The organism is Streptomyces sp. RK9 (assembly GCF_045070545.1).
Taxonomy (GTDB): Bacteria; Actinomycetota; Actinomycetes; order Streptomycetales; family Streptomycetaceae; genus Streptomyces; species Streptomyces alboflavus.
On the sequence record NZ_CP173703.1, the window covers coordinates 2486458 to 2512548 of the forward strand.

Sequence of the window (26091 nt, forward strand, 5' to 3'; positions counted from 1 at the left end):
CCGCCATCGGTCCCGGGGCGTCGGACCGGGGCGCGCGGACAGCGCCCGGGTGGAAGAGACCTCCGGCAGCGACGACGCTGATCAGTAGCCGTACGACGCCGGAGGCGCAGTGGACGTTTCTATGACCTTGTGGGTGACGACCGTTCTCGGTCTGTGTGCCCTGATCGCGGTCGACTTCTTCATCGGGCGCAAGCCCCATGACGTGTCGATCAAGGAAGCCGGAATCTGGACGATCGTCTGGATCATCCTCGCCGTGCTCTTCGGCCTCGGCCTGCTGTTCGCGGGCGAGACGCAGGCGTCCGGCGAGTTCTTCGCGGGCTTCATCACCGAGAAGTCGCTCTCCGTCGACAACCTCTTCGTCTTCATCCTGATCATGGCGAAGTTCTCGGTGCCCTCCCACCTCCAGCAGCGCGTGCTGCTGTTCGGTGTGCTGATCGCCCTGGTCCTGCGAGCGATCTTCATCGCCGCCGGCGCCGCGGTCATCGCCAACTTCTCCTGGGTCTTCTACATCTTCGGCGCGTTCCTGATCTACACCGCCTGGAAGCTCATCCAGGAGGCGCGTGCCGACGAGGAGGAAGAGGACTGGGAGGAGAACCGCCTCCTGAAGTCCATCGAGAAGAAGTTCGGCGTCTCCGACCGGTACGAGGGCACGAAGCTCTTCATCCGGAAGAACGGCAAGAAGATCATGACGCCCCTCATGGTCGTCATGCTCGCCATCGGCACGACCGACGTCCTGTTCGCCATGGACTCCATCCCGGCGATCTTCGGCCTCACCCAGGACCCGTACATCGTCTTCACCGCCAACGCCTTCGCCCTGATGGGCCTGCGGCAGCTGTACTTCCTCATCGGCGGACTGCTCAAGAAGCTGGTCCACCTGAGCTACGGCCTGTCGGTGATCCTCGGCTTCATCGGTGTGAAGCTCGTGCTGCACGCCCTGCACGAGAACGGCGTGCACGTCCCCGAGATCTCCATCCCGGTCTCGCTCGGCGTCATCTGCGGTGTCCTGATCATCACCACGATCACCAGCCTCATGGCCTCCAAGAAGCAGGCGGAGCGCGATGCGGCCGAGGCCGGCAGCGGTGAGCAGACCGGCAAGGACGACGCCCAGAAGGACAGCGTCGAGGCGTGACGGCAGACGTCAGAGCGCTCTGCACGCAGTCGGCTCGAAGGCGCCTCCGGTGAGAACCGGTGAGGACCGGCGGGTACGGACTGTGTGAGAACCACCCGGAGCGGTGCTCGCCGCGGTCCACCACGCCGAGGTCATCGCGCACCGCTTCCGCATGAAAGGAACCTATGAAGTCGCGGCCCTCCCGTGAGCGGGGCAGCATCGAAAACATGATCCCTAAGCTCCGGGCACTCGCCGCACGGTGGACGACCGCCGTGCCCGTGCTCGGAATCGTCCTCCTCGCCCTCACCTGGGGGCGCTCCCTGTCGGGCGTGGTCGTCGCCCTGGTGACGGCGGTCCTCGCCGGAGCGGTGCTCGCCGCGGTCCACCACGCCGAGGTCATCGCGCACCGCGTCGGCGAACCCTTCGGCTCCCTCGTCCTGGCCGTCGCGGTCACCATCATCGAGGTCGCCCTCATCGTCACCCTCATGGTCGACGGCGGCGACAAGAGCTCCACGCTGGCCCGCGACACCGTCTTCGCCGCCGTGATGATCACCTGCAACGGCATACTCGGCCTCTGTCTGCTGACCGGCGCCCTGCGCCACCGCGTCGCCGTCTTCAACTCCGAGGGCACCGGCGCCGCGCTCGCGACCGTCGCCACGCTGGCCACGCTCAGCCTGGTCCTGCCGACCTTCACGACGTCCAAGCCCGGGCCGGAGTTCTCCACGGCACAGCTCACGTTCGCCGCCCTGTCGTCCCTCGTCCTGTACGGCCTGTTCGTCGCGACGCAGACCGTGCGGCACCGCGACTACTTCCTGCCGGTCACCAAGGAGGGAGAGGTCGTCGACGAGGACGACCATGCCGAAGGCCCCTCCGCCCGTACCGCCCTGATCAGTCTCGGTCTGCTCGCGCTCGCCCTCATCGGCGTCGTCGGGCTCGCCAAGGGCGTGTCGCCCACCATCGAGTCGGGCGTCGAGTCGGCCGGTCTGCCGCACGCCGTCGTCGGCGTGATCATCGCGCTGCTCGTGCTGCTCCCGGAGACCATCGCGGCCGTGCGCGCGGCCCGCCGGAACCGCGTCCAGACCAGCCTGAACCTGGCCCTCGGCTCGGCGATGGCCAGCATCGGCCTGACCATCCCCGCCGTCGCCATCGCCTCCGTGTGGCTGTCCGGGCCGCTCGTGCTCGGCCTCAGCTCGACCCACATGGTGCTCCTCGTGCTGACCGTCCTCGTCGGCACCCTCACGGTCGTGCCCGGCCGCGCGACGCCCTTGCAGGGCGGTGTGCACCTGGTGCTGTTCGCGGCGTACCTGGAGCTGGCGATCAACCCCTGACGTGCGGGAGCGGGCGGTGTCGGCCCCGGGATCACCCCGTGGCCGGCACCACCGCCTCCTCGCGCACGGGCCGCGTCTCCGGAAGCAGCGCGAAGCACCCGAGGCTCAGCACCGCCACGGCCGTCAGATACGCCGCCACACCCCACGGGGTGCCCTCGCCGCTCGCCGCCGCGGTCGCCACCATCGGCGTGAGCGCCCCGCCGAGGACACCGGCCAGGTTGTAGCCCACCGCCGCCCCCGTGCAGCGCACCCGCGGCTCGTACAGCTCCGGCAGATACGCGGCGATCACGGAGAACATCGTGACGAACGCAAGCAGCGCCACCAGGAAGCCCAGGAACATCAGGAGCGGCTCACCCGTGGCGAGGAGAGCGACCATGGGGAACATCCACAGGGCGATCGCCGTGCACCCCACCAGGCACATCGGCCGCCGCCCGTACCGGTCGCCCAGGACGGCCGCCACGGGTGTCAGCGCGCCCTTGACGACGACGGCGGCCATGATGCACGCCAGCATGACGGTACGGCTGACACCGAGCTGCTCCACGCCGTACGAGAGCGACCACGTCGTGACGGCGTAGAACACCGCGTACCCGACGGCGAGCGCGCCCGCCGTGAGCAGCACGAGCCGCCAGTGTCCGCGCGCCACCTCGACGAGCGGTACGCGCGCGTGCTCGCGCACCTGGAGGAAGTCCGGGCTCTCCGTGAGCGAGGCACGCAGCGCGATCCCCGCCACGGCGAGCACCCCCGCTCCCCAGAACGGAATCCGCCACCCCCAGGAGGCGAACTGCGCCTCCGTCAGGGTCGCGGACAGCGCCAGCGTCACGCCGTTGGCCAGCAGGAACCCGATGGCGGGCCCGACCTGCGGGAAGCTCGCCCACAGCGCGCGCCGTTCGGGCGGCGCGTGCTCGGCGGTCAGCAGCACCGCACCACCCCACTCGCCGCCGAGTCCCACGCCCTGCACGAAACGCAGCACGAGCAGCAGCACAGGGGCGGCCACACCGATCGTCTCGTACGTCGGTACGCAGCCCACGGCGACGGTGGCGAGGCCCGTCAGGAGCAGCGAGATCACCAGGACGGGCCGGCGGCCGCGCCGGTCACCGAGGTGCCCGAAGAGCACGGAGCCGAGCGGCCGGGCCACGAAGCCCACTCCGAATGTCGCGAACGCCGCGAGAGTTCCCGCCAGTGGGGAGAACGTCGGAAAGAACAGCGGCCCGAGGACGAGGGCCGCCGCGGTGCCGTAGATGAAGAAGTCGTAGAACTCGATGGCCGTCCCGGCGAGCGACGCGGCGGCGAGCCGGGGCAGCGAAGGGGGCGTGGGCTGGGGCGTGCTGTGGGCTGTGGGCTGGGATTCTGACGGAGAGTCACTGGTGTGCACGGTGCGTCAACTACCCGGTGTGACGGGCGGTTACGGGGGCGCGCGGGAGTCCGAGGGCGCGCCGGAAAGCCCGGCGGCGCGCCCCGCCCGCGGGCGCCGACGCACCGCCCGCGCGCGTGTCAGTACGTGACCGTGATCCGCCGCTCGTCCCCGTCGACCCGCACGGTGCCGCCGTACGGGATCACGTACTGCGGATCCGTGTGCCCGAGGTCCACGTCGAAGACGGCCATGGTGGCGGGGGCGTACGCGGAGAGCGCGGCCAGTACGGCCTCGCGCTGCTCGCGGGCGTAACGGACGCGCTCCTCGGGGCCGTTGGGGCGGTCGAGGCTCCAGCGCTTGGCGCGGCCCATGATCAGCGCGGCGAAGCGCGCGAGCAGTCCGCGCTCGCCCATGGCGCGCAGGATCCGGAAGACCTCGGCGGGGGAGGGGAGTTCCTCCGTCGTCTCCAGGAACAGCACGTGCCCGTCGTACGCGGCGGGGTCGGCGACCTCGCGGTCGGCCATCAGGAGCCCGGCAAGGACCTCCAGACAGCCACCCCAGGAGCGCCCCTCCACGACTCGCTCGGCGCCCTCCGGCAGATGCCAGCTCCAGCCCTCGCCCGGCTCCGTCGGCGGCTCCACGGCGAGGGCCGCCGGGTCGTCCCAGGAGCCGTCGATGTCACGGAAGCGCTCGGCGGGGCGCAGCTCGTAGGGGCCGGGCGTGAACAGGGCGGCGCGCAGCGAGTCGGCGGTCGGGGCGGCCATGGCCCCCGGTCGCCCCAGCTCGCACATCACCGACGCCCCGTGGAAGCTGACGACGCCGGTCTGCCACAGGAAGGCGTGCAGGTTGGTGTTGTCGCTGAACCCGAAGAACGGCTTGGGGTGCGCCCGGATCAACTCCCGGTCGAGGAACGGCAGCACGGTGATCTGGTCGTCGCCGCCGATGCTCGCGACGATCGCCTTGATCTGCGGATCGGCGAACGCGGCGTGCAGGTCGTCGGCCCGCTGCTGCGGCGACGCCCCCATCTTGCGCGTCGTCGGATACTCCACCGGCTCCAGGAGGAAGTCCGTCCGCAGCCGCCGCAGGCCCAGTTCGTAGGGGAGCGGGAAGAGCTCCGGCAGTCCGGCCGCGGGCGACACGACGGCGACGCGGTCGCCCGGGGCGGGCTTCGGCGGATACAGCGGCGGGTGCGGGCGGCCGGGTGGTGTCATGCCCGGCAGCGTACGTCCCGGCTCACCGCGCCCGCACCGTGATAAACCGTCTGTGAGCAGCAGTCCGACGCACGGAGGTCCCTGTGCCCCACACCCTCGCCACCGCCCCCGTCCTGATCCTGAACGGGCCCAACCTGAACCTCCTGGGCCGTCGGCAGCCGGAGATCTACGGCACCGACACGCTCGCCGACGTCGAGGCGATGTGCGCCGAGGCGGCCGCGGCGCACGGCGGGACGGTGGACCTGCGGCAGTCCAACCACGAGGGTGAGCTGGTCGACTGGATCCACGAGGCGCGCGAGCACCACGCGGGCATCGTCATCAACCCGGCCGCGTACTCGCACACGTCGGTCGCCATCCTGGACGCGCTCAACACGTGCGACGGCATGCCGGTGGTGGAGGTCCACATCTCCAACATCCACCAGCGTGAGGCGTTCCGGCACCACTCGTACGTCTCGCAGCGCGCCGACGGCGTCATCGCGGGCTGCGGAGTGCAGGGGTACGTGTTCGGGGTGGAGCGGGTGGCGGCGCTGCTGGGGCGGGGCTAGGCCCGCCCCAGCAGGGGTCACCAGCCGCGTGCGCGCCACTCCGCGAGGTGCGGACGCTCGGCGCCCAGCGTGGTGTCCTTGCCGTGGCCCGGGTAGACCCACGTCTCGTCCGGAAGCGTGCCGAAGATCTTCGTCTCGACGCCCTCGATGAGGCTCGCGAACCGCTCCGGGTCCTCCCAGGTGTTGCCGACGCCTCCGGGGAAGAGGCAGTCGCCGGTGAAGACGTGCGGGTGGCCGTGCGGGTCGTCGTAGACGAGGGCGATCGAGCCCGGGGTGTGGCCCACGAGGTGCCGGGCGGTGAGCGAGATCCGGCCGAAGGTGATGGTGTCGCCGTCGTCGACGAGGACGTCCGTCGGCGTCGGGATGCCCTCGGCGTCCTCGCGGCCCGCGTACGTGCGCGCGCCGGTCGCCGCGACGACCTCCTCGAGGGCCTGCCAGTGGTCGCCGTGCTGGTGGGTCGTGACGACGGCCTTGACGCCGTCGTCACCGATGAGGCTCAGCACCGTCTGCGGGTCGTTCGCCGCGTCGATCAGGAGCTGCTCGTCGGTGGCCCGGCAGCGCAGCAGGTAGGCGTTGTTGTCCATCGGGCCGACCGCGACCTTCGAGATCATCAGGTCCTGCAGCTCGTGCACGTCCGCGGGCCCGCCGACCTTCACCACTCCGCTGTACGTCATGCGACTCAGCCTATAGCGGGGGGAGGGCGGGCAGGGAGCCGCCTTCGACGGTCAGCTCGGCCCCGTCGCGGCGCCCGGCGAGCCAGCCCAGGAGGTCCGCCTGACGGCCGCTGATGGTGACGTCGGCCGTGCGCCCGTGGCCCTGCTCGACCTGCTCCAGGGTGACGCCTTCGACGGCGCCCGTGGCGAGCACGCGGCCGTCGTCCTGCCGGATGTCCACGGCGGGCAGGCCCGGGTGGTTCCTGAAGCGGTTGACGAGGAAGTTGATCTCGCGCTGGGTGAACTCGGGGGACAGGTCCTCCAGCTCGTAGCCGACGCCGAGGTCCACGTGGTGCAGCTCCACCTCGATCCAGCGCCGGAACGGCACGTTGGCGGCCGTGTCCTTGACGCCGTTGCGCAGCTCCACGGTGCGGGACCAGTCCGCGGGGGCGGCGCCCTCGTCCTGGAAGCGGGCCGCGGACTCCCGCAGGTCGGCGAGCTGCACGTCCAGCGCCCGCGGAGCGTCCCGCTCGATGTCGGCGTCCCGCGCCTCCCCGCTCACGTACATGGGCCGCCCGGCCAGAACATTCACCAGAGCGTCGGCGTTCCGCGCCACGTGGGCGAGGACGTGGCCCCGCGTCCAGCCGGGAAGCCGTGACGGCTCGGCCGTCGAAACGTTGTCCAATGCGGTGGCTGCGGCGAGCAGCCGTTCGGTCGCGTCACGTACAGACGCCAGGTCGCGCACATGATCAATCATGGGCCCGACGATAGCTGCGCCACACGTTCGGGTGAAGGCGGTGGGCGAGGCCCGCAAATCGAATGTCCGTGCTATAAGGTCGGTTGCGGCATCGGGCATTCTTGGTAGTCCGGGTCTCATCGACCTCCGGGTCTCGCGAACCAGAGAATCCGGCCCGGCGTTGTCAGTGGGTCGCCCTAGTCTGTGAACGACGGGGGCCCCGCCCCTGTCACTTCTCTCAAGAAAGGTGCGGACCGGCGTGGCCGACCGTCTCATCGTCCGTGGCGCGCGCGAGCACAATCTCAAGAACGTCTCGCTCGACCTCCCGCGTGACTCCCTCATCGTCTTCACCGGTCTGTCCGGGTCCGGCAAGTCCTCGCTCGCGTTCGACACGATCTTCGCCGAGGGCCAGCGGCGCTACGTCGAGTCGCTCTCGTCGTACGCCCGCCAGTTCCTCGGCCAGATGGACAAGCCGGACGTCGACTTCATCGAGGGACTGTCCCCCGCGGTCTCCATCGACCAGAAGTCGACCTCGCGCAACCCGCGCTCCACGGTCGGCACCATCACCGAGGTCTACGACTACCTGCGCCTGCTGTTCGCGCGCATCGGTAAGCCGCACTGCCCCGAGTGCCGCCGCCCGATCTCCCGGCAGTCCCCGCAGGCCATCGTCGACAAGGTCCTCGAACTGCCCGAGGGCAGCCGCTTCCAGGTGCTCTCACCGCTGGTGCGCGAGCGCAAGGGCGAGTTCGTCGACCTCTTCGCCGACCTCCAGACCAAGGGGTACAGCCGCGCCCGGGTGGACGGCGCGACCATCCAGCTCTCCGAGCCGCCCACGCTGAAGAAGCAGGAGAAGCACACCATCGAGGTGGTCGTCGACCGCCTCACGGTGAAGGACTCCGCCAAGCGCCGCCTGACCGACTCCGTGGAGACCGCGCTCGGCCTCTCCGGCGGCATGGTCGTCCTGGACTTCGTCGACCTCCCCGAGGACGACCCCGAGCGCGAGCGGATGTACTCGGAGCACCTCTACTGCCCGTACGACGACCTGTCCTTCGAGGAGCTCGAGCCCCGCTCCTTCTCCTTCAACTCGCCTTTCGGCGCCTGCCCCGACTGCACCGGCATCGGCACGCGCATGGAGGTCGACCCGGAGCTGATCGTCCCGGACGAGGACAAGTCGCTCGACGAGGGCGCGATCCACCCCTGGTCCCACGGCCACACCAAGGACTACTTCGGCCGCCTCGTCGGTGCCCTCGCCGACGCGCTCGGCTTCGCCACGGACATGCCCTGGGCGGGCCTGCCCCAGCGCGCCAAGAAGGCCCTGCTGCACGGCCACAAGACCCAGATCGAAGTGCGCTACCGCAACAGGTACGGCAGGGAGCGCGTCTACACCACCGCCTTCGAAGGCGCCGTCCCCTTCGTCAAGCGGCGGCACAGCGAGGCCGAGAGCGACGCCAGCCGCGAGCGCTTCGAGGGCTATATGCGCGAGGTGCCCTGCCCCACCTGTGAGGGCACCCGCCTCAAGCCGATCGTCCTCGCCGTCACGGTCATGGGGCGGTCCATCGCCGAGGTCTCCGCGATGTCGATCAGCGACTGCGCGGACTTCCTCGCCGAGCTGCGGCTCGACGCCCGCGACAAGAAGATCGCCGAGCGGGTCCTGAAGGAGGTCAACGAACGACTGCGCTTCCTGGTCGACGTCGGCCTGGACTACCTCTCCCTGAACCGCGCCGCGGGCACCCTCTCCGGCGGCGAGGCCCAGCGCATCCGCCTGGCCACCCAGATCGGCTCCGGCCTGGTCGGCGTGCTGTACGTCCTGGACGAGCCGTCCATCGGCCTGCACCAGCGCGACAACCACCGCCTCATCGAGACCCTCGTCCGGCTGCGCGACATGGGGAACACCCTGATCGTCGTCGAGCACGACGAGGACACCATCAAGGTCGCCGACTGGGTCGTGGACATCGGCCCCGGCGCGGGCGAGCACGGCGGCAAGGTCGTGCACAGCGGCTCCCTGAAGGAACTGCTCGCCAACGACAAGTCGGTCACCGGCCAGTACCTGTCGGGCAAGAAGGCCATCCCCGTCCCCGACATCCGCCGCCCCGCCGACCCCACCCGCCGCCTCACGGTGCACGGCGCCCGCGAGAACAACCTCCAGGACATCGACGTCTCCTTCCCGCTCGGCGTCCTCACCGCCGTCACCGGCGTCTCCGGGTCCGGCAAGTCCACCCTGGTCAACGACATCCTCTACACCCACCTGGCCCGCGAGCTGAACGGCGCCAGGTCGGTCCCCGGCCGCCACACGCGCGTGGAGGGCGACGACCTCGTCGACAAGGTCGTGCACGTCGACCAGTCGCCCATCGGCCGCACCCCCCGGTCGAACCCGGCGACGTACACCGGAGTCTTCGACCACGTCCGCAAGCTCTTCGCGGAGACCACGGAGGCGAAGGTCAGGGGCTATCTCCCCGGACGCTTCTCCTTCAACGTCAAGGGCGGCCGCTGCGAGAACTGCTCCGGCGACGGCACCATCAAGATCGAGATGAACTTCCTCCCGGATGTGTACGTCCCCTGCGAGGTCTGCCACGGCGCGCGGTACAACCGCGAGACCCTGGACGTGCACTACAAGGGCAAGTCCATCGCCGAGGTCCTCGACATGCCCATCGAGGAGGCGCTCGACTTCTTCGAAGCGGTGCCCGGTATCGCCCGGCACCTGAAGACCCTCCACGACGTGGGCCTCGGCTATGTCCGGCTCGGCCAGTCCGCGCCCACGCTCTCCGGCGGCGAGGCCCAGCGCGTGAAGCTGGCCAGCGAGCTCCAGAAGCGCTCCACGGGCCGCACGGTCTACGTCCTCGACGAGCCGACCACCGGTCTGCACTTCGAAGACATCAGCAAGCTGATCACGGTCCTGTCCGGCCTGGTCGACAAGGGCAACACGGTCATCGTCATCGAGCACAACCTCGACGTGATCAAGACCGCGGACTGGGTCGTCGACATGGGCCCGGAGGGCGGCAGCGGCGGCGGCCTCGTCATCGCCGAAGGCACCCCCGAGCAGGTCGCCGGCGTCCCGACCAGCCACACCGGCAAGTTCCTGCGCGACATCATCGCCGCCGACCGCATCAGCGACGCGGCGGTGCCCGCTGCCCGCCGGAGCACCAAGAAGACCACCGCCAAGAAGACGGTGGCCTCCAAGTCGGCCCCCACGAAGACCGCCGTCACCAAGTCGACGGTCACCAAGTCGGAGCCCACGAAGGCGTCGGCCACGAAGAAGACGGCCACCGCCAAGCAGGCCGCCACCAAGAAGGCGACGGCCAAGAAGGCACCCGCCAAGAAGACGGCGACGCGGACCCGCAAGGCCTGAGGCCGAGCGCCCGTCCGGCCACGGACCGTCACGTCAGCGCGCCGCCCCGCACAGGGGTGGCGCGCTGACGTCTCTTCCCGCGCCCGACTCGCGTACCGCCCGACTCGCGTACCGTCCAAGGCATCCACCGCCCGACGCACCACCGCGACCAGGAGGCGCCCGAGATGTCAGCCGCAGCCGTCCCTTCCGTGCGGAGTGAACGAGCAGGGGCCGTCACCACGGTCGTCCTGTCACGGCCCGACGTGCGCAACGCCGTCGACGGGCCCACCGCGCGGGCCCTCGCCGACGCCTTTCGGGACTTCGACGCCGACCCGCAGGCGTCGGTCGCCGTGCTCTGGGGCGAAGGGGGCACCTTCTGCGCGGGTGCCGACCTGAAGGCGCTGGGGACGCCGTCGGGGAACGAGGTCGCCGAGGTCGACGGGAAGAGCGACGGGCCGATGGGGCCCACGCGCCTCAGCCTGTCCAAGCCCGTCATCGCCGCGATCTCCGGGCACGCCGTCGCGGGCGGCCTGGAACTCGCCCTCTGGTGCGACCTCAGGGTCGCCGAGGACGACGCCGTGCTCGGGGTGTTCTGCCGCCGCTGGGGCGTGCCGCTCATCGACGGCGGGACGGTGCGGCTGCCCCGGATCATCGGGGAGGGGCGCGCCATGGATCTCATCCTCACCGGCCGTCCGGTCGGCGCGGCCGAGGCGCTGGGCATGGGTCTGGTCAACCGGGTCGTGGCGAACGGCACCGCCCGCGCGGCGGCCGAGCAACTCGCCGCCGAGATCGCCGCGTTCCCCCAGACCTGCCTGCGGCACGACCGACTGTCCGCCCGGGAACAGCACGGGCTGCCCGAACAGCAGGCGCTCGCGGGCGAGTTGGCCCACGGCATGCACGCCCTCGGCGAAGCGGCGGAAGGCGCCGCGCGGTTCGCCGCCGGAGCGGGACGGCACGGCGCCTTCGGGACGAGCTGAACCTCCCGGGCGCGGCTCGTGCGGACCCGGACCTTCCGGGTTCGGCTCGTGCGGGCCCGGACCTTCCGGGCTCGGCTCGTGCGGGCCCGGAACTTCCGGGCTCGGTCCTTCCGGACCTGAACCGCCCAGGCCTGAATCCTCCGGGGCCCGAGGCCTTACGCCTCGCCCTTGACCGGCTCCAGGAACTGCATGTCCAGCTGGATCTTCACGGCCTCGCCGAGCATGCCGGGGGCGAACGTCAGGCCGTACTCGCTGCGGCGGATCTCGCCCGTCGCCTCGAAACCGGCGTGGCGGGTGTCGCCGAAGTCGCCGAGGCCGCCGAACTCCACGGCCAGCGTCACCGGGCGGGTGACATCGCCGATGGTCAACTCGCCCGCCATCGTCCAGTCCTCGCCGGAGCCGGAGATCCGGGCCGAGCGGAACGCCATCGTCGGGCGCTTCTCCACGTCGAGCAGATCGGAGGCGCGGACGTGCGCGTCCCGGTCCGGGTTGCCGGTGTCGATCGACGCGAGGGCGATGGTGGCGCTCACCGCCGTGTCGGCGAGGGTCTCGCCCACCACCAGCTCCGCGTCGAACTCGGTGAAACGGCCGCGCACCTTGGAGATGCCCAGGTGGCGGATGGTGAAGTTCACGGCGGAGTGCAGCGGGTCGAGCGCCCAGCGGCCGGCCGGCAGCGGCAGGGCGGTGGGGGTGGCAGCGTCAGTGGTGTGGGTCTCGGTGGTCATGCCGTCCACTCTGCGGCGGCCGCCGAAGCCGAGGAAGGCCGGGCGGAGACTGGTAGTGGCAGGGCCACGATCAGGGGCGGCGGCCCCAGGAGCCGCCCTGGTACGTTCGAACGGTGAGCGAGAACGAGCTGGGAGCCTTCCTGCGTGCCCGCCGCGAGGCCGTCACCCCCACCGAAGTGGGCCTGCCCAGCGGCCCGCGCCGCCGCACCCCCGGACTGCGCCGCTCCGAAGTCGCCACCCTCGCCGGCATCAGCGTCGAGTACCTGACCCGCCTGGAACAGGGCCGCGACCGCAACCCCTCGCCGTCCGTGCTCGGTTCGCTCGCCGACACCCTGCGCCTGACCGTCGAGGAGCGCGTCCACCTGCGCCGCCTGGAGAAGGCGGCCAACGGCGCCGACAACCCCTGCTGCTCCGCCGCCCCGCCCCCGGCGCTGTCCGTGCGGCCCACCGTGCGCGCCCTGGTCGACCGCCTCGAACCCACCCCGGCGGTGCTGCTCAACCGGCTCAGCGACGTCCTCACGTACACGACGGGCTACGAACGGATCGCCCGCCCCCTCGGCCTGCTCGACGGTGACCGGCCCAACCTGCTGCGGTTCGTCTTCACCGACGAACGGGCCCGTACCGTCTTCCCCGAGTGGGACCGCGTCGCCGACGAGCAGATCGCGCACCTCAGGAACGAGTCGCCGATGATCGACCCCCATGCGGTGCAGCTCGTCGACGAGTTGACGGTGCTCGCCGGGGCGCCGTTCGCCGACCGCATCGAGGCCGTGCCGGGCCTGCCGCGCCGCAGTGGCGTGGAGCGCCTGACGCACCCGCAGGTGGGCGCGCTGCGCCTTTCGTACGAGACGCTTGCGCTGCCCGACGTCGACGGCCAGCGCCTGATCGTCCACCTCCCGGCCGACGACGCCACCTCGGCGGCGCTCGACCGGCTCAACGGCCGCCAGCCGGGCGGTCTGCGCGCGGTGAGCGGCTGAGACCCGCCCGCTGTCAGCCGCTGAGATCCGCACGCGGAGCCAGGCGGTCCGCAAGGCCCGGCCCCGGCGTCCGCGGAAGCGGGCTCTAGCGCCCCGCGCCCCCGTCCAACTCCCGTGCGTACGGCGGCTCCGCCCCCGCCCGCGAGCAGGTGACCGCCGCCGCGCGCGCCGCGAACCGCAGCACCTCGGCCCAGGCGTCGCCGCCGAGCCCCGCCGCCGTCCGCGCGGACAGGGCGTCCCGCGCGGCCAGGGAGTGCAGCAGCGCCGCGTTCACCGTGTCGCCCGCGCCGATCGTGTCCACGACGTCGACCGGGACGCCCGGCACCGAGACCTCGCCGCCCTCGCGCGTGAAGACGGAGAGCCCGTCGCCGCCCCGCGTCACCACCACGGCCGCCGGGCCCGACGCCAGCCACTCCGCGGGCGTGCCGCCCAGCCACCGGGCGTCCTCCTCGGACAGCTTCAGGAGCGCCACCGACGGCAGCCAGCTCTTGAACCGGGCGCGGTAGGCGTCCGCGTCGGCGATGAGGCCCGGGCGGATGTTGGGGTCGAGCGCCGTGAAGACACCGCGGGCCGCCTCGCGCCGCATCAGCTCCTCGTACGCGCTCGCGCCCGGCTCCAGGACGAGCGAGCAGGTCCCGAAGGACAGCGCCCGCACCCCGTCAGGGACCCGACGCGGCGTGGCGAACAGGCGGTCGGCGGTGCCGTCCACGTAGAAGGAGTACGCGGCAGAGCCGTCGCCGTCGATCGAGGTCAGGGCCAGGGTCGTCGGCTCGGGGCCGCGCTGGACGTACGACACGTCGACGTCCGCCGCCCGCAGGCCCCCGAGCAGCGCCTCGCCGAACGCGTCGAGGGAGACCCGGGAGCAGAAGGCGGTGGGGGAGCCGAGGCGGCCGAGCGCGACCGCCGTGTTGTACGGCCCGCCGCCCAGGCGCGGCGCGAGGGCGGACAGGGCGCCCCGCAGCCCGTCCTGCGGCACGAGGTCGATGAGGGCCTCTCCTGCGACGACTATCACTGACGGTTCCTTCCCGGCGTACGGCTCCGGCGGTCGGGCGTTTCGGCGCGTCCGGGGTCCGGACGTCCTGGAGCCCCGGCCTCCGCCTGCGGACAGGCTAAAGCCAGACCCGGTGGACGCGACCGATGCGGGCGACACTCGGGCACCCCGGTGCCCCACCCGGTCACGCGATCGCCCACCGGTAGGGTCGATTCGTCGCCGAACCACCCTGACCTGTGGAGACTTCATGCCCGGCACGTCCCCCGCCCGCCGCACCGTGCTGCGCGCGGCCGCCCTCGCCCCGGCCGTCGGGCTCGGGCTCACCGCCTGCTCCTCCGGTGGCGACGGCAGCCGTTCCGCGCCGACCGAGCCGGTGGACCTGGGCGCGGCCGACGAGGTGCCGGTGGGCGGATCGAAGCTCTACACGGACGAGAACGTGGTGGTCAGCCGGATCGCCGACGACGAGTACAAGGCGTTCAGCAGCATCTGCACGCACGCCCGGTGCCCCATCGAGAAGCTTCAGGGCGCCAAGCTGACCTGCCAGTGCCACGGCAGCCAGTTCGACGCGCGGAACGGCAAGGTGCTTCGCGAGCCCGCCGTGACGCCCCTGGAGGAGCTGCCGGTGAAGGTCGCGGGCGGCAAGATCGTGGCGGGCCCGGGAGCCTGAACCCCGGCGGGCCCGAGTGCGTGAGGGGTCACTCCCAGTCCCACCCGATCCCGATGATCCCGGCCCGCACCTGCGGCTCCACGAGGTGCACAGAGCGATGGCTGCCGCTCAGCGTCAGCTCCTGCAGGCCGAGGCGCGGCGCCGCCGCCGACCGCTGTGTGAAGCGGTGGCAGCGCACGGGCAGGGCGTCCTCGGTGAAGCGGACCTGGAGGGCGTACTGGCCGCCGGCGAAGCTGAAGCCGCGTACGTACTCGGCGCTCGTCCCGGCCGTGCCGTCCTCGAAGCCGTAGCAGAACAGATGGGTGTCGCCCGCGCGGAGCCGGGCGTCGAACAGCAGCTCCGCGACCAGGACACCGGTGTCGTGGTGCCAGCGGACCCGCCCGGTGCGGCAGTTCTCCAGGGCCCGCACCTCCATCCGCTCCGGGGCGCAGCCGGGGTCCCCGTGGTGGATGGCCAGATAGCGGTCGATCCCGTCCGTGTGGGCGCGTACGACATGCTGGGAATCGCGTCCCAGGAGCTCACGGTGGGCTCCTATGCGTATGCGCTCGTGGTGGCCGACGGTGTGCAGGCCGCCGTCGAGCGGGGACTCCAGGTCGGCGAGGAGCTTCTGCAGGACGTCGGAGGCCTCCACCAGGGAACGGTACGAACGGGCGGCGGGGCGCTCGGCGTTGATACGCTGCTCGGCCTGGGCGAGAAGCCTGATGAGTGATTCGTCCGGCAGCCGCAGGATCTCCTCCAGGGCGCGTACGGCCCGTAGCGACTCGGCGCGCTGGGGGCGGCGCGCACCCTGCTGCCAGTAGCTCAGACTGGTCACGCCGACGTGGACGCCCGCGCGTGCGAGATGGTGGCGCACCCGTTGCAGGGGCAGGCGCCGGGCGGCGATGGCGGCGCGCAGGGCGACGTGGAACGGGCCGGTGCGCAGGGCGGTGGCGAGGTCTGCCGGGGTGTCGTCCGCGAGGGGCGTCGCGTGGGGCGTTGCGTGGGGGGTGACGTTCCGCACCGCAGGTCCTTTCTGTGAACGTTCACTCCGGCCGTGCGGGTATACGCCCCGGTCGAAGCGGGTGGCCAGGTGAGCGTGCGCCGGGCGTTCACAGATGTACGCCGTTGTTCACGCTTCAAACCATGCCGCATTGAAGCGTGTTGACCTGCACTGGACAACACCTGATGCTCAATCGCAGCGTCCGGACGCGCTCCTCCACATCCCACCCCCACTCCGCTCGGGAGGAACGCGATGCACCACTCCACCCGCGGGTCGAGCCGTCGCAGACGGCTGTCCGCACTGGCCGTCGCCGCGGCGGCCTTCCTCGCCGTACCGGCGGCCACCGCCGCCGCGGCACCCCACGACACGTCGTCGACCGTCGCTCCGGCCGCCTCGGGAGCGGCCGACCCGTCGGTCCTCGCCGCCAAGCGCCTGAACATCACCATGCAGGCGCAGCAGAAGACCAACTGGTGCTGGGCCGCCGCGGGCAACACCATCGCCACGTACCTCGGCAAGAACTACAGCCAGAACCAGTTCTGCAACGCCGCCTTCGGCCGCAACCAGAACACCGAGTGCCCCAACAACCAGGCCACCCTCGGCAATGTGCAGACGGGGCTCCGCTGGGCGGGCATCAACTCCGGTTCGTACGTCACCGGCTGGCTGCGCTACCCCACCGTGCAGTCCGAGATCAACGCCAACCGGCCCGTCGAGACCCGCATCCAGTGGTCCAACGGCGGCGGCCACATGCACGTCATCTACGGCTACGACACCGCCAACAGCTGGGTGTACTGGGGCGACCCATGGCCCTCCAGCGACCGCTACAACTGGGCGTCCCACGACTGGTACGTCAACAACAACACCTTCTCCTGGACCCACTCGCTGTACCGGATAGGGGCGTGAGAGCGATGACCCGTCCCGTTTCCCCCGAGGCCCGCGACTCCTACGCGTCGCACGCTTCCGGTACGTCAGGGCGTGCCCTGAAGGCCGTGCTCGCGGGCTCGGCCGCCGCGCTGCTCCTCGGCCTCGCGGCCCCGCACGCCACGGCCGACTCCGGTCCGGCCGCGCGGCCCGCGCCGCCCGCCCCCTCGGCCCCCTCGGACGCCGCCCGCGGCGCCGCCCACGACGCGGCCGAGGCCCCGAAGACCCTCGACACGCTCTCCCGCTTCTTCGCCCGCGAGGGAGCCGTCACCAAGGCCGCGGCCGAGCCGCGCGTGGCGGGCGACAAGGCCGTGCCCGTCTACTACTTGTCGCCCGACTTCGTCGCCGGCAAGAAGGACGCGCCCGTCGCCCGCATGGAGTTCCTGGCCAGCAAGGCGGTCTCCTCCGACGGCCAGGAGGCGTCGCTCTGGTCCGTCCGGCAGGAGGGCTCCTGGCGCATCGTGAACATCGCCACCGGGGACGACGAGACCCACTACGCGCGCGTGGGTGCCGACAAGCTCCCCGGAGGCACCGTCTTCCACGAGCCGCAGATCAACGGCTGGTACGTCACCAAGGGGGCGCGCGTGCTGCCCCTGGACAAGGACGCGGTGCGTGCGGTCGGCGCGGAGGGGACCTCGACCGACGCCTACCGCAAGCGGGTCCAGAAGGCGTACGGGGACAAGCTGCCGGGGTCGGCGTACGCGAAGTCCGGCAAGGCGGGCGGGTACGCCGAGCAGCCCTCGCAGGGGGCGCCCGGGGCCACGTCGGCCAAGGCGGACGGGACCGCCGAGTCCGCGTCGTCCTCCTCCGACGGGCCGGTGACCGTCGCCTCCACCGTGGCCGGAGCCGGGGCCCTGGTCGCCCTCGGCCTGTCCGGCGCGGCCCTGCTCCGGCGTCGCTCCCGCCGCCTGAGCTGACCCGGCCCCGGCCCCCGGCTGGGACACTCCCGCCCGCCCGCCCCGCACAGGGCGGGCGGGTGCACCCGCGAGCGGTCGTCCCGGACGCGCCGGGGCGGAAGAAGAGGGCAGAAGCGGGCACGTCCCGGGCCTCGGCGCCGCCCGGCCACCGCGACTGACTGTCACTGCTCGCCAGTAGGCTGTCCGACATGGCCGACCCTTCCAGCTACCGCCCCAAGCCGGGACAGATCCCCGACTCGCCGGGGGTCTACAGGTTCCGCGACGAGCACCGCCGGGTGATCTACGTCGGGAAGGCCAAGAGCCTGCGCCAGCGCCTGGCGAGCTACTTCCAGGACCTGGCGAACCTGCACCCGCGCACGGCCACGATGGTGACGACGGCGGCGTCCGTGGAGTGGACCGTCGTCGCCACGGAGACCGCCGCGCTCCAGCTGGAGTACACCTGGATCAAGGAGTACGACCCGCGCTTCAACGTCAAGTACCGCGACGACAAGAGCTACCCGTACCTCGCGGTGACGATGAACGAGCAGTTCCCGCGCGTGCAGGTGATGCGCGGTCAGAAGAAGAAGGGCGTGCGCTACTTCGGCCCCTACGGCCACGCCTGGGCGATCCGCGACACCGTGGACCTGCTCCTGCGCGTGTTCCCCGTCCGCACCTGCTCCGCCGGAGTCTTCAAGAACGCCGCCCGCACCGGCCGCCCCTGCCTCCTCGGCTACATCGGCAAGTGCTCGGCGCCCTGCGTCGACCGCGTCTCCGCCGAGGAGCACCGTGAACTGGCCGAGGACTTCTGCGAGTTCATGACCGGCCGCACGGGGACGTACATCCGGCGCCTGGAGCGGCAGATGACGGACGCCGCCGAGGACATGGAGTACGAGCGCGCGGCCCGGCTGCGCGACGACATAGAGGCCCTCAGGAAGGCGATGGAGAAGAGCGCCGTCGTCCTCGCCGACGCCACCGACGCCGACCTGATCGCCGTCGCCGAGGACGAGCTGGAGGCCGCCGTCCAGATCTTCCACGTGCGCGGCGGACGCGTGCGCGGCCAGCGCGGCTGGGTCACCGACAAGGTCGAGGCGGTCACCACCGCCGACCTCGTGGAACACGCCCTCCAGCAGCTCTACGGAGAGGAGACGGGCGACGCCGTCCCCAAGGAGGTGCTCGTCCCCGCCCTGCCCGACCCCGCCGAGCCGGTCCAGGAGTGGCTGACCCAGCGCCGCGGGTCGAACGTGTCGCTGCGCATCCCGCAGCGCGGCGACAAGAAGGCCCTCATGGAGACCGTCGCGCGCAACGCCCAGCAGTCCCTCGTGCTGCACAAGACCAAGCGCGCCTCCGACCTCACGACCCGCTCCCGCGCCCTGGAGGAGATCGCCACGGCCCTGGAGCTCGACAGCGCGCCCCTGCGCATCGAGTGCTACGACATCTCGCACCTCCAGGGCGACGACGTCGTCGCCTCCATGGTCGTCTTCGAGGACGGCCTGGCCCGCAAGAGCGAGTACCGCCGCTTCCAGATCAAGGGCTTCGAGGGCCAGGACGACGTCCGCTCCATGCACGAGGTCCTCACCCGGCGCTTCCGGCGGTATCTGGCCGAGAAGGAGAAGACGGGGGAGTGGTCCCCCGAGGACGCCGAGAACGCTCAGGACGGCCAGGACGGCCGGAACGGCTTCACCGAGGAGGACGGGCGGCCCAAGAAGTTCGCGTACCCGCCGCAGCTCGTCGTCGTCGACGGCGGCCAGCCGCAGGTCGCCGCCGCCCAGCGGGCCCTGGACGACCTCGGCATCGACGACATCGCCGTCTGCGGCCTCGCCAAGCGCCTCGAAGAGGTCTGGGTGCCCGGCGAGGACGACCCGGTGATCCTGCCGCGCACCAGCGAGGGGCTCTATCTGCTCCAGCGGGTGCGCGACGAGGCGCACCGCTTCGCGATCACCTACCAGCGGTCGAAGCGGACCAAGCGCTTCAAGGCGAGCCCGTTGGACGCCGTGCCCGGCCTGGGCGAGGCTCGCAAGCAGACACTGATCAAGCACTTCGGTTCGGTGAAGAAACTCCGGTCCGCGACCATCGACCAGATCTGCGAGGTCCCGGGCATAGGCCGCAAGACGGCGGAGGCCGTCCTCGCGGCCTTCGCCCGGGCCGCCCCGGCGGCCCCCGCGGTGAACACCGCGACTGGAGAGATCATGGAAGAGGAGGAACCCGCGACGGCGGGTGACTCCGACCACGGCGAGCAGCCCGCGGGCGCGGGAGACTCGTCCGACGGCGGGCCTTCCGCACAGGCGGGAGACTCGCACGGCGACGGGCCCGGCACGGCCGCGGCCCCGAGCGACAGCGAGGCGCCCACGCGCGTGGGCGCCGCACGGACACGACGGGGGATGGAGACATGAGCGAGCACGACGAAGGCGGAGAACAAGTGAGTACGGGCACGACCATCGAACCGGGCGAAGCCGCGGAGGCGGCCATCCCCGAGCTGGTGATCATCTCCGGGATGTCCGGCGCGGGCCGCTCCACGGCGGCGAAGTGCCTGGAGGACCTCGGCTGGTTCGTCGTCGACAACCTGCCGCCCGCGCTGATCCCCACCATGGTGGAGCTGGGCGCCCGCTCCCAGGGCAATGTCGCGCGCATCGCGGTGGTCGTCGACGTCCGCGGCCGCCGCTTCTTCGACAACCTGCGCCAGTCCCTCGCCGACCTGGAGTCCAAGCACGTCACCCGGCGCATCGTGTTCCTGGAGTCCTCCGACGACGCCCTGGTGCGCCGCTTCGAGTCGGTGCGCCGCCCGCACCCGCTGCAGGGCGACGGCCGCATCGTCGACGGCATCGCGGCCGAGCGCGAGCTCCTGCGCGAGCTGCGCGGCGACGCCGACCTGGTCATCGACACCTCCAGCCTGAACGTGCACGAGCTGCGCGCCAAGATGGACGCCCAGTTCGCGGGCGACGAGGAGCCCGAGCTGCGGGCCACGGTCATGTCCTTCGGGTTCAAGTACGGCCTGCCGGTCGACGCCGACCTCGTCGTCGACATGCGCTTCCTGCCCAACCCGCACTGGGTCCCCGAGCTGCGCCCCTACACCGGGCTCAACGAGGAGGTGTCGGCGTACGTCTTCAACCAGCCCGGCGCCAAGGAGTTCCTCGACCGCTACACCGAACTCCTCCAGCTGATCGCCGCGGGCTACCGCCGCGAGGGCAAGCGGTACGTGACCATCGCCGTGGGCTGCACGGGCGGCAAGCACCGCTCCGTCGCCACGTCCGAGAAGCTGGCGGCCCGACTGACCGCCGCCGGGATCGAGACCGTCCTCGTCCACCGGGACATGGGGCGCGAATGAAGCCCAACCGCCGGGTGCTCCGCCTGAACCGCCTGGGCCGCAAGCGGGGCACCCAGCCCAAGGTCGTCGCCCTCGGCGGCGGCATGGGTCTGTCCGCGTCGCTCGCCGCGCTGCGCCGCATCACCGGCGACCTCACCGCCGTGGTGACGGTCGCCGACGACGGCGGCTCCAGCGGGCGGCTGCGCGCCGAGCTGGGCGTGCTGCCGCCCGGCGACCTGCGCAAGGCGCTCGCCGCGCTGTGCGGCGACGACGACTGGGGCCAGACCTGGTCCCGCGTGATCCAGCACCGCTTCCAGTCCCGCGGTGACCTGCACGAGCACGCGGTGGGCAATCTCCTGATCGTCGCCCTGTGGGAACAGCTCGGCGATCACGTCCAGGCCCTCGACCTGGTCGGCAGGCTGCTCGGCGCGCACGGCCGGGTGCTGCCCATGTCCGCCGTGCCGCTGGAGCTCCAGGCGCTGGTCAAGGGCCACGACCCGGACCGCCCCGACGACGTGGACACCGTCCGCGGCCAGGCCACGGTCGCGCTCACCCCGGGCGAGGTGCAGTCCGTGCACGTCGTCCCGCAGGACCCGCCGGCCGTGCCGGAGGCCGTCGCCGCCGTCCTTGACGCCGACTGGGTGGTTCTCGGCCCCGGATCCTGGTTCTCCTCGGTGATCCCGCACCTGCTCGTGCCCGAGCTCCTCGACGCGCTCACCGAGACCAAGGCCCGCCGGGTCCTCTCGCTGAACCTCGCGCCGCAACCCGGAGAAACCGAGGGCTTCTCTCCGCAGCGTCATTTGGAGGTTTTGGCCCGACACGCCCCTAAACTCGCCCTGGACGTGGTGCTGGCCGACGAGGCCGCCGTGCCCGACCGTGGATCACTGACCGACGCCGCCAAGCGGTTCGGCGCCACGGTGGAGCTGGCGCCGGTGGCCCGCCAGGACGGCAGCCCCAAGCACGACCCGGAGCTGCTGGCCGCCGCGTACGACCGTATTTTTCGGATGCATGGAAGGATCGGCCCATGGCGATGACGGCAGCGGTGAAGGACGAGATCTCCCGGCTCCCCGTCACCCGGACCTGCTGCAGAAAAGCAGAGGTCTCGTCGATCCTGCGGTTCGCGGGCGGTCTGCACCTGGTGAGCGGCCGGATCGTGATCGAGGCGGAGCTGGACACCGCGATGGCGGCGCGCCGCCTCAAGCGGGACATCCTGGAGATCTTCGGGCACAGCTCGGAGCTGATCGTGATGGCCCCCGGCGGCCTGCGCCGCGGCTCGCGCTACGTCGTTCGGGTGGTCGCGGGCGGCGATCAGCTGGCCCGCCAGACCGGCCTGGTGGACGGCCGCGGCCGGCCCATCCGCGGCCTGCCCCCGCAGGTGGTCTCGGGGGCCACCTGCGACGCCGAGGCGGCCTGGCGCGGCGCCTTCCTCGCGCACGGCTCGCTGACCGAGCCCGGCCGCTCCTCCTCCCTGGAGGTGACCTGCCCGGGCCCGGAGGCGGCCCTTGCGCTGGTCGGCGCGGCCCGGCGGTTGCAGATCGCCGCGAAGGCCCGTGAGGTGCGCGGCGTGGACCGCGTCGTCGTCCGGGACGGGGACGCCATCGGGGCCCTGCTGACCCGGCTCGGCGCCCATGAGTCGGTGCTCGCCTGGGAGGAGCGGCGGATGCGGCGCGAGGTGCGCGCCACCGCCAACCGCCTGGCCAACTTCGACGACGCCAACCTGCGTCGCTCGGCCCGTGCCGCCGTCGCCGCGGGCGCCCGGGTGCAGCGCGCCCTGGAGATCCTCGGCGAGGAGGTGCCCGAGCACCTCGCGGCCGCGGGCCGGCTGCGCATGGAGCACAAGCAGGCCTCCCTGGAGGAGCTGGGCGCGCTCGCCGACCCGCCGCTGACCAAGGACGCCGTCGCGGGCCGCATCCGCCGCCTGCTCGCCATGGCCGACAAGCGGGCGCAGGACCTCGGCATCCCCGGCACGGAGTCCAACCTGAGCGAGGAGCTCGCCGACAACATGGTCGTCTGAGCCCCGGTCGCCCGGGCCCCCGTCGCCCGAGACGCGGTGCTCCGGCACCGCCGCAGACCCCGGAAGCCGCCGGTGGCCCCATGGGCCCCGGCGGCTTCTCTGTGCCCGGAGAGCCCTGCGGCCCGGCAGCGGAACCGCTCGGTAACCGCTCACCCGCCGTATTGACATGATCATGAAGCGTGACGAGCCTGGCGTTCGCGCACAAACGTGCCGGACAACTGCAAGGGGGGCTCATGAGACGAAGAGCGAGCGCGAGATCGATCCTCGCCGCGAGCGCACTGCTCGTCGGCGGACTCGTCGCCGCACCGCACGCCCAGGCGAGCGGACCGGCCAGGTCTCCGGCCGACGACGACCCGGCGGCCGTCAAGGTCTACCAGGCCGACGTCACCAAGAAGCAGATACCGATCCTGGTCGAGGCGGGGCAGGACGCCCACGAACTCGCCGGACAGGCACCCGAGAGCGGCACCGGCCGCGTCGAGCTGTACCTGACCGAGGGCCAGGCCGAGGCGATCGAGCGCAAGGGCATCGACCTCACCGAGCACCGCGTGTCCGCGGCGACGGCGAAGAAGCTGAAGGCCGCGGGGGACGGCGTTTTCAGGCCGTACAGCGGCAAGGGCGGGCTCCAGGAGGAGATCGTCAAGACCGGTCAGGCCCACCCCGGCCTCACCAAGGTCGTCTCCATCGGCAAGACGGTCCAGGGCAAGGACATCCTCGCGCTCAAGCTCTCCAAGAACGCCAAGAAGTCCAAGGACGGCTCCAAGCCCGCCACGCTGTACATGTCCAACCAGCACGCGCGCGAGTGGATCACCCCCGAGATGACCCGCCGCCTGATGCACCACTACCTCGACAACTACGGCAAGGACAAGCGGATCACCAAGCTCGTGAACTCCACCGAGCTGTGGTTCGTGCTCTCCGCCAACCCCGACGGCTACGACTTCACGCACGCCGCCGGCGGCGACCGGCAGTGGCGCAAGAACCTCCGTGACATCGACGGCGACGGCAGGATCGCCCCCGGCGACGGCGTCGACCTCAACCGCAACTTCGCCTACAAGTGGGGCTACGACAACGAGGGTTCCTCGCCCGACGCGTCCTCGGAGACCTACCGCGGCACCGGACCGATGTCCGAGCCCGAGACCAAGGTCATCGACCGCTTCCAGAAGCGCATCGGCTTCGCGTACGGCATCAACTACCACTCCGCCGCCGAACTGATCCTCTACGGAGTGGGCTGGCAGGTCGCCACCCCCACCCCGGACGACGTGCTCTACAAGGCGCTCGCCGGCACCCCCGAGAAGCCCGCGGTCCCCGGCTACCACCCGCAGGTGTCCTCCGAGCTGTACACCACCAACGGCGAGGCCGACGGCCACGCGGGCAACGTCAACGGCATCCCGATGTTCACGCCGGAGATGTCCACCTGCCAGACCGCGTCGAACGTGGACCCCAATGACGCCTGGCGGCCCCAGGACTGCGCGTCCATCTTCACCTTCCCCGACGACGAGAAGCTGATCCAGCAGGAGTTCGCGAAGAACGTGCCCTTCGCGCTCGCCGTCGCCGAGACCGCGCTCCACCCCGACCAGCCGGTCTCCGTCACCGGCATCGAGGCCCCCGACTTCACGCCCGACACCTTCAAGACGTCGTACGCGCGCGGAGCGGACCAGGAAGTCGCCGTCACCGCCCGCAAGTCCGTGCGCGCCAAGGAGCTCAACTACCGCATCAACGGCGGCCGTACGCACGACGAGAAGCTCAAGGCCTGGAAGGGCGGCGAGACCTACGGCGGCGAGGACAACCTGCACTTCGACCAGTACCGCGCCGACGTCGAGGGCGCCCGCGCGGGTGACAAGGTCGAGGTGTGGTTCACCGGGCGTGACAAGAAGGGGAAGAAGGGCCGCACGCAGAGCGAGCACTTCACGTACACCGTCGCCGAACGCCCCAGGGCGAGCACCCTCGTCGTCGCCGAGGAAGGCGCACCCGCCACCCAGACCCAGAAGTACGTCGACGCCCTGAAGGCCGGCGGCCGCTCGGCCGCCGTGTGGGACGTCGCCAAGCAGGGCGCCCCGCACCCGCTCGGCGTCCTCTCGCACTTCTCCGCCGTCGTCCACCACACCGGCGACCCCGTGCCCGGAGCGCCCACCCAGCTCGCCCTGCGCGCCTACCTCAACGAGGGCGGCAAGCTGATCGAGTCCGGCGAGCGCACCGGCAGCGACGTCGACCTCGGCGAGGCCCTCACCGACGACTTCGCGCAGTACTACCTCGGCGCCTACGAACGCCTCTCCGCACCCGACGCCAAGAGCTTCAGCGGCACCGGCACGCTCGCCGGGGCGGACGGCGCGCTCGGCGCGGCCGAGGGCAATCCGCTCGACAAGGCGGGCCGTTTCACCGTCACCTCCGACACCCTGCCCGCCAGCCGGTTCCCGCAGTTCAAGAGCGCGGCCGGCGGCTCCTACCCCGGCCTCAGCAACCCCTACGCGCCCTTCGAGGGCCAGGGCATGGCCGCCGCGACCCACGCCGACCGGGACTACAAGCGGCTCACCCGCACCTTCGACCTGACCGGCGTCACGGCCGCCGACAAGCCGGAGCTGCGGCTCGCCCTCAACTGGAACCTGGAGCCCGGCTTCGACCACGGCCTGCTCGAGGCGCACACCACGGGCGCCGACGACTGGACCACGCTGCCCGACACCAACGGCAGCTCCTCGGCCGCCGTGCCCGCCCAGTGCGCGGCCGGGTTCTTCATCAACGGCCACCCGTTCCTCAAGCACTATCTGACGCAGGGCGCGACCGGCTGCACGGCGAGCGGCAGCAGCGGGGCCTGGAACAGCTTCACCGGCTCCTCCGGCGGCTGGAAGCAGGTCGCCTTCGACCTCGCCCCCTACGCGGGCAAGAAGGTGGAGGTGTCCCTCAGCGCCGTTACCGACCCCGGCAGCGGCGGCCGCGGACTGTTCGCCGACAACGCGCGTCTCGTCGTCGGCGGCAACGCCACCGAGACCGAGGGATTCGAGTCCTCGCTCGGCACCTGGGCCGTCGCTCCGGCCCCGGCAGGAAGCCCCAATATCACGGGCGACTGGGCGCGCACCGGGGAGCTCTACAAGTCCCACGCCGCGGTCACAGCGCGTGACAGCGTGCTGCTCGGCTTCGGCCTGGAACACATCCCCGCAGCGGCCGACCGGGCCCGGTTGCTGGGCAAGGCACTGGACCACCTGCGCCGCTGACGCTGCGTAGTCAGGACCAAGGTCCCGGTGGCCCGTGCCCCTACTGGGGGGTACGGGCCACCGGGCCGCGCAGGGCCCCTGTCGATGTCACCCCGGAGCCGCCGGAGAGGTAGGGTCGGAGGCGGTCGGGGACATCCCAATACATCTCGCCGGCGTCTCAGACCGGCGTACCAACGAGGAGATCGGTTC

The 26091-nt window shown here is 71.6% G+C and carries 21 protein-coding genes; 14 read left to right on the forward strand and 7 right to left on the reverse strand.

Translation table 11 applies throughout. The features are described 5' to 3' along the window. The first annotated feature begins 109 nt into the window (after positions 1-109). Together AB6L24_RS09985 and AB6L24_RS09990 are read left to right on the forward strand one after the other, a co-directional pair. Positions 110-1129, forward strand: coding sequence for a TerC family protein (locus AB6L24_RS09985; RefSeq protein WP_405654310.1), 1020 nt, complete (start codon positions 110-112; stop codon positions 1127-1129). Between the two features lie 206 nt (positions 1130-1335). Then, positions 1336-2436, forward strand: a complete 1101-nt coding sequence (locus AB6L24_RS09990) for a calcium:proton antiporter (protein WP_405654312.1) — start codon at positions 1336-1338, stop codon at positions 2434-2436. Positions 2437-2467: 31 nt separating this feature from the next. Here AB6L24_RS09990 and AB6L24_RS09995 read toward each other — a convergent pair whose 3' ends face one another. Both AB6L24_RS09995 and AB6L24_RS10000 read right to left on the reverse strand, forming a co-directional pair. After that, the gene (locus AB6L24_RS09995) at positions 2468-3736 is read right to left on the reverse strand and encodes an MFS transporter (RefSeq protein ID WP_405657116.1); all 1269 of its coding nucleotides are present in this window, start codon (positions 3734-3736) and stop codon (positions 2468-2470) included. Positions 3737-3927: 191 nt separating this feature from the next. Next, positions 3928-4998: a S66 peptidase family protein gene (locus AB6L24_RS10000; RefSeq protein ID WP_405654314.1), complete on the reverse strand. Its 1071-nt coding sequence runs from the start codon at positions 4996-4998 to the stop codon at positions 3928-3930. Between the two features lie 83 nt (positions 4999-5081). On the opposite strand from AB6L24_RS10000, the gene aroQ reads away from it, so the two are divergent. Further along, positions 5082-5543, forward strand: coding sequence for a type II 3-dehydroquinate dehydratase (gene aroQ, locus AB6L24_RS10005; protein WP_405654316.1), 462 nt, complete (start codon positions 5082-5084; stop codon positions 5541-5543). A gap of 17 nt (positions 5544-5560) precedes the next feature. On the opposite strand, the gene AB6L24_RS10010 is transcribed toward aroQ, so the two are convergent. Both AB6L24_RS10010 and AB6L24_RS10015 read right to left on the reverse strand, forming a co-directional pair. Then, the gene (locus AB6L24_RS10010; protein WP_030358787.1) at positions 5561-6217 is read right to left on the reverse strand and encodes an MBL fold metallo-hydrolase; all 657 of its coding nucleotides are present in this window, start codon (positions 6215-6217) and stop codon (positions 5561-5563) included. A gap of 10 nt (positions 6218-6227) precedes the next feature. Further along, positions 6228-6953, reverse strand: coding sequence for a maleylpyruvate isomerase family mycothiol-dependent enzyme (locus AB6L24_RS10015; protein WP_405654319.1), 726 nt, complete (start codon positions 6951-6953; stop codon positions 6228-6230). Positions 6954-7191: 238 nt separating this feature from the next. Here AB6L24_RS10015 and uvrA point away from each other — a divergent pair, with 238 nt between their 5' ends. Beyond that, the gene (gene uvrA, locus AB6L24_RS10020; RefSeq protein ID WP_030358789.1) at positions 7192-10278 is read left to right on the forward strand and encodes an excinuclease ABC subunit UvrA; all 3087 of its coding nucleotides are present in this window, start codon (positions 7192-7194) and stop codon (positions 10276-10278) included. A gap of 164 nt (positions 10279-10442) precedes the next feature. Beyond that, positions 10443-11234: a crotonase/enoyl-CoA hydratase family protein gene (locus tag AB6L24_RS10025; protein WP_405654323.1), complete on the forward strand. Its 792-nt coding sequence runs from the start codon at positions 10443-10445 to the stop codon at positions 11232-11234. Between the two features lie 155 nt (positions 11235-11389). Here AB6L24_RS10025 and AB6L24_RS10030 read toward each other — a convergent pair whose 3' ends face one another. Continuing rightward, positions 11390-11959: a YceI family protein gene (locus AB6L24_RS10030; protein WP_405654326.1), complete on the reverse strand. Its 570-nt coding sequence runs from the start codon at positions 11957-11959 to the stop codon at positions 11390-11392. A gap of 113 nt (positions 11960-12072) precedes the next feature. On the opposite strand from AB6L24_RS10030, the gene AB6L24_RS10035 reads away from it, so the two are divergent. Next, complete coding sequence (locus tag AB6L24_RS10035; RefSeq protein WP_405654328.1) at positions 12073-12933, forward strand: helix-turn-helix transcriptional regulator; 861 nt, start codon at positions 12073-12075, stop codon at positions 12931-12933. An 85-nt stretch (positions 12934-13018) separates the two neighbouring features. On the opposite strand, the gene AB6L24_RS10040 is transcribed toward AB6L24_RS10035, so the two are convergent. Further along, on the reverse strand, positions 13019-13945 hold the full coding sequence (locus AB6L24_RS10040) for a carbohydrate kinase (RefSeq protein ID WP_405654330.1): 927 nt from the start codon (positions 13943-13945) through the stop codon (positions 13019-13021). 226 nt (positions 13946-14171) lie between these two features. Here AB6L24_RS10040 and AB6L24_RS10045 point away from each other — a divergent pair, with 226 nt between their 5' ends. Continuing rightward, complete coding sequence (locus AB6L24_RS10045; RefSeq protein ID WP_405654331.1) at positions 14172-14591, forward strand: Rieske 2Fe-2S domain-containing protein; 420 nt, start codon at positions 14172-14174, stop codon at positions 14589-14591. A gap of 28 nt (positions 14592-14619) precedes the next feature. On the opposite strand, the gene AB6L24_RS10050 is transcribed toward AB6L24_RS10045, so the two are convergent. After that, positions 14620-15591: a hypothetical protein gene (locus AB6L24_RS10050; RefSeq protein WP_405654333.1), complete on the reverse strand. Its 972-nt coding sequence runs from the start codon at positions 15589-15591 to the stop codon at positions 14620-14622. Between the two features lie 231 nt (positions 15592-15822). Between AB6L24_RS10050 and AB6L24_RS10055 the strand changes: the two genes are divergently transcribed. From AB6L24_RS10055 to AB6L24_RS10085, 7 genes are all read left to right on the forward strand, one after another. Continuing rightward, positions 15823-16470 (forward strand): papain-like cysteine protease family protein, encoded by a 648-nt coding sequence (locus tag AB6L24_RS10055; protein ID WP_380851393.1) that lies wholly within the window; start codon positions 15823-15825, stop codon positions 16468-16470. Between the two features lie 5 nt (positions 16471-16475). Further along, positions 16476-17405, forward strand: a complete 930-nt coding sequence (locus tag AB6L24_RS10060; protein ID WP_405654335.1) for a hypothetical protein — start codon at positions 16476-16478, stop codon at positions 17403-17405. Positions 17406-17593: 188 nt separating this feature from the next. Next, positions 17594-19774, forward strand: a complete 2181-nt coding sequence (gene uvrC, locus AB6L24_RS10065) for an excinuclease ABC subunit UvrC (protein ID WP_405654337.1) — start codon at positions 17594-17596, stop codon at positions 19772-19774. Next, positions 19771-20706, forward strand: coding sequence for an RNase adapter RapZ (gene rapZ, locus AB6L24_RS10070; protein WP_190116670.1), 936 nt, complete (start codon positions 19771-19773; stop codon positions 20704-20706). Before uvrC ends, rapZ begins: the two co-directional genes overlap by 4 nt. Further along, a complete protein-coding gene (gene yvcK, locus AB6L24_RS10075) occupies positions 20703-21719 on the forward strand; it encodes a uridine diphosphate-N-acetylglucosamine-binding protein YvcK (protein ID WP_380851383.1) in 1017 nt (338 codons plus the stop codon). The genes rapZ and yvcK overlap by 4 nt, the downstream gene beginning before the upstream one ends. Continuing rightward, positions 21710-22699 carry a DNA-binding protein WhiA gene (whiA, locus tag AB6L24_RS10080; protein WP_030358801.1) on the forward strand — a complete coding sequence of 330 codons (990 nt, stop codon included), beginning with the start codon at positions 21710-21712 and terminating at the stop codon, positions 22697-22699. The genes yvcK and whiA overlap by 10 nt, the downstream gene beginning before the upstream one ends. Before the next feature lie 233 nt (positions 22700-22932). Continuing rightward, positions 22933-25902: a M14 family zinc carboxypeptidase gene (locus AB6L24_RS10085; protein WP_405654341.1), complete on the forward strand. Its 2970-nt coding sequence runs from the start codon at positions 22933-22935 to the stop codon at positions 25900-25902. Positions 25903-26091 lie beyond the last annotated feature (189 nt).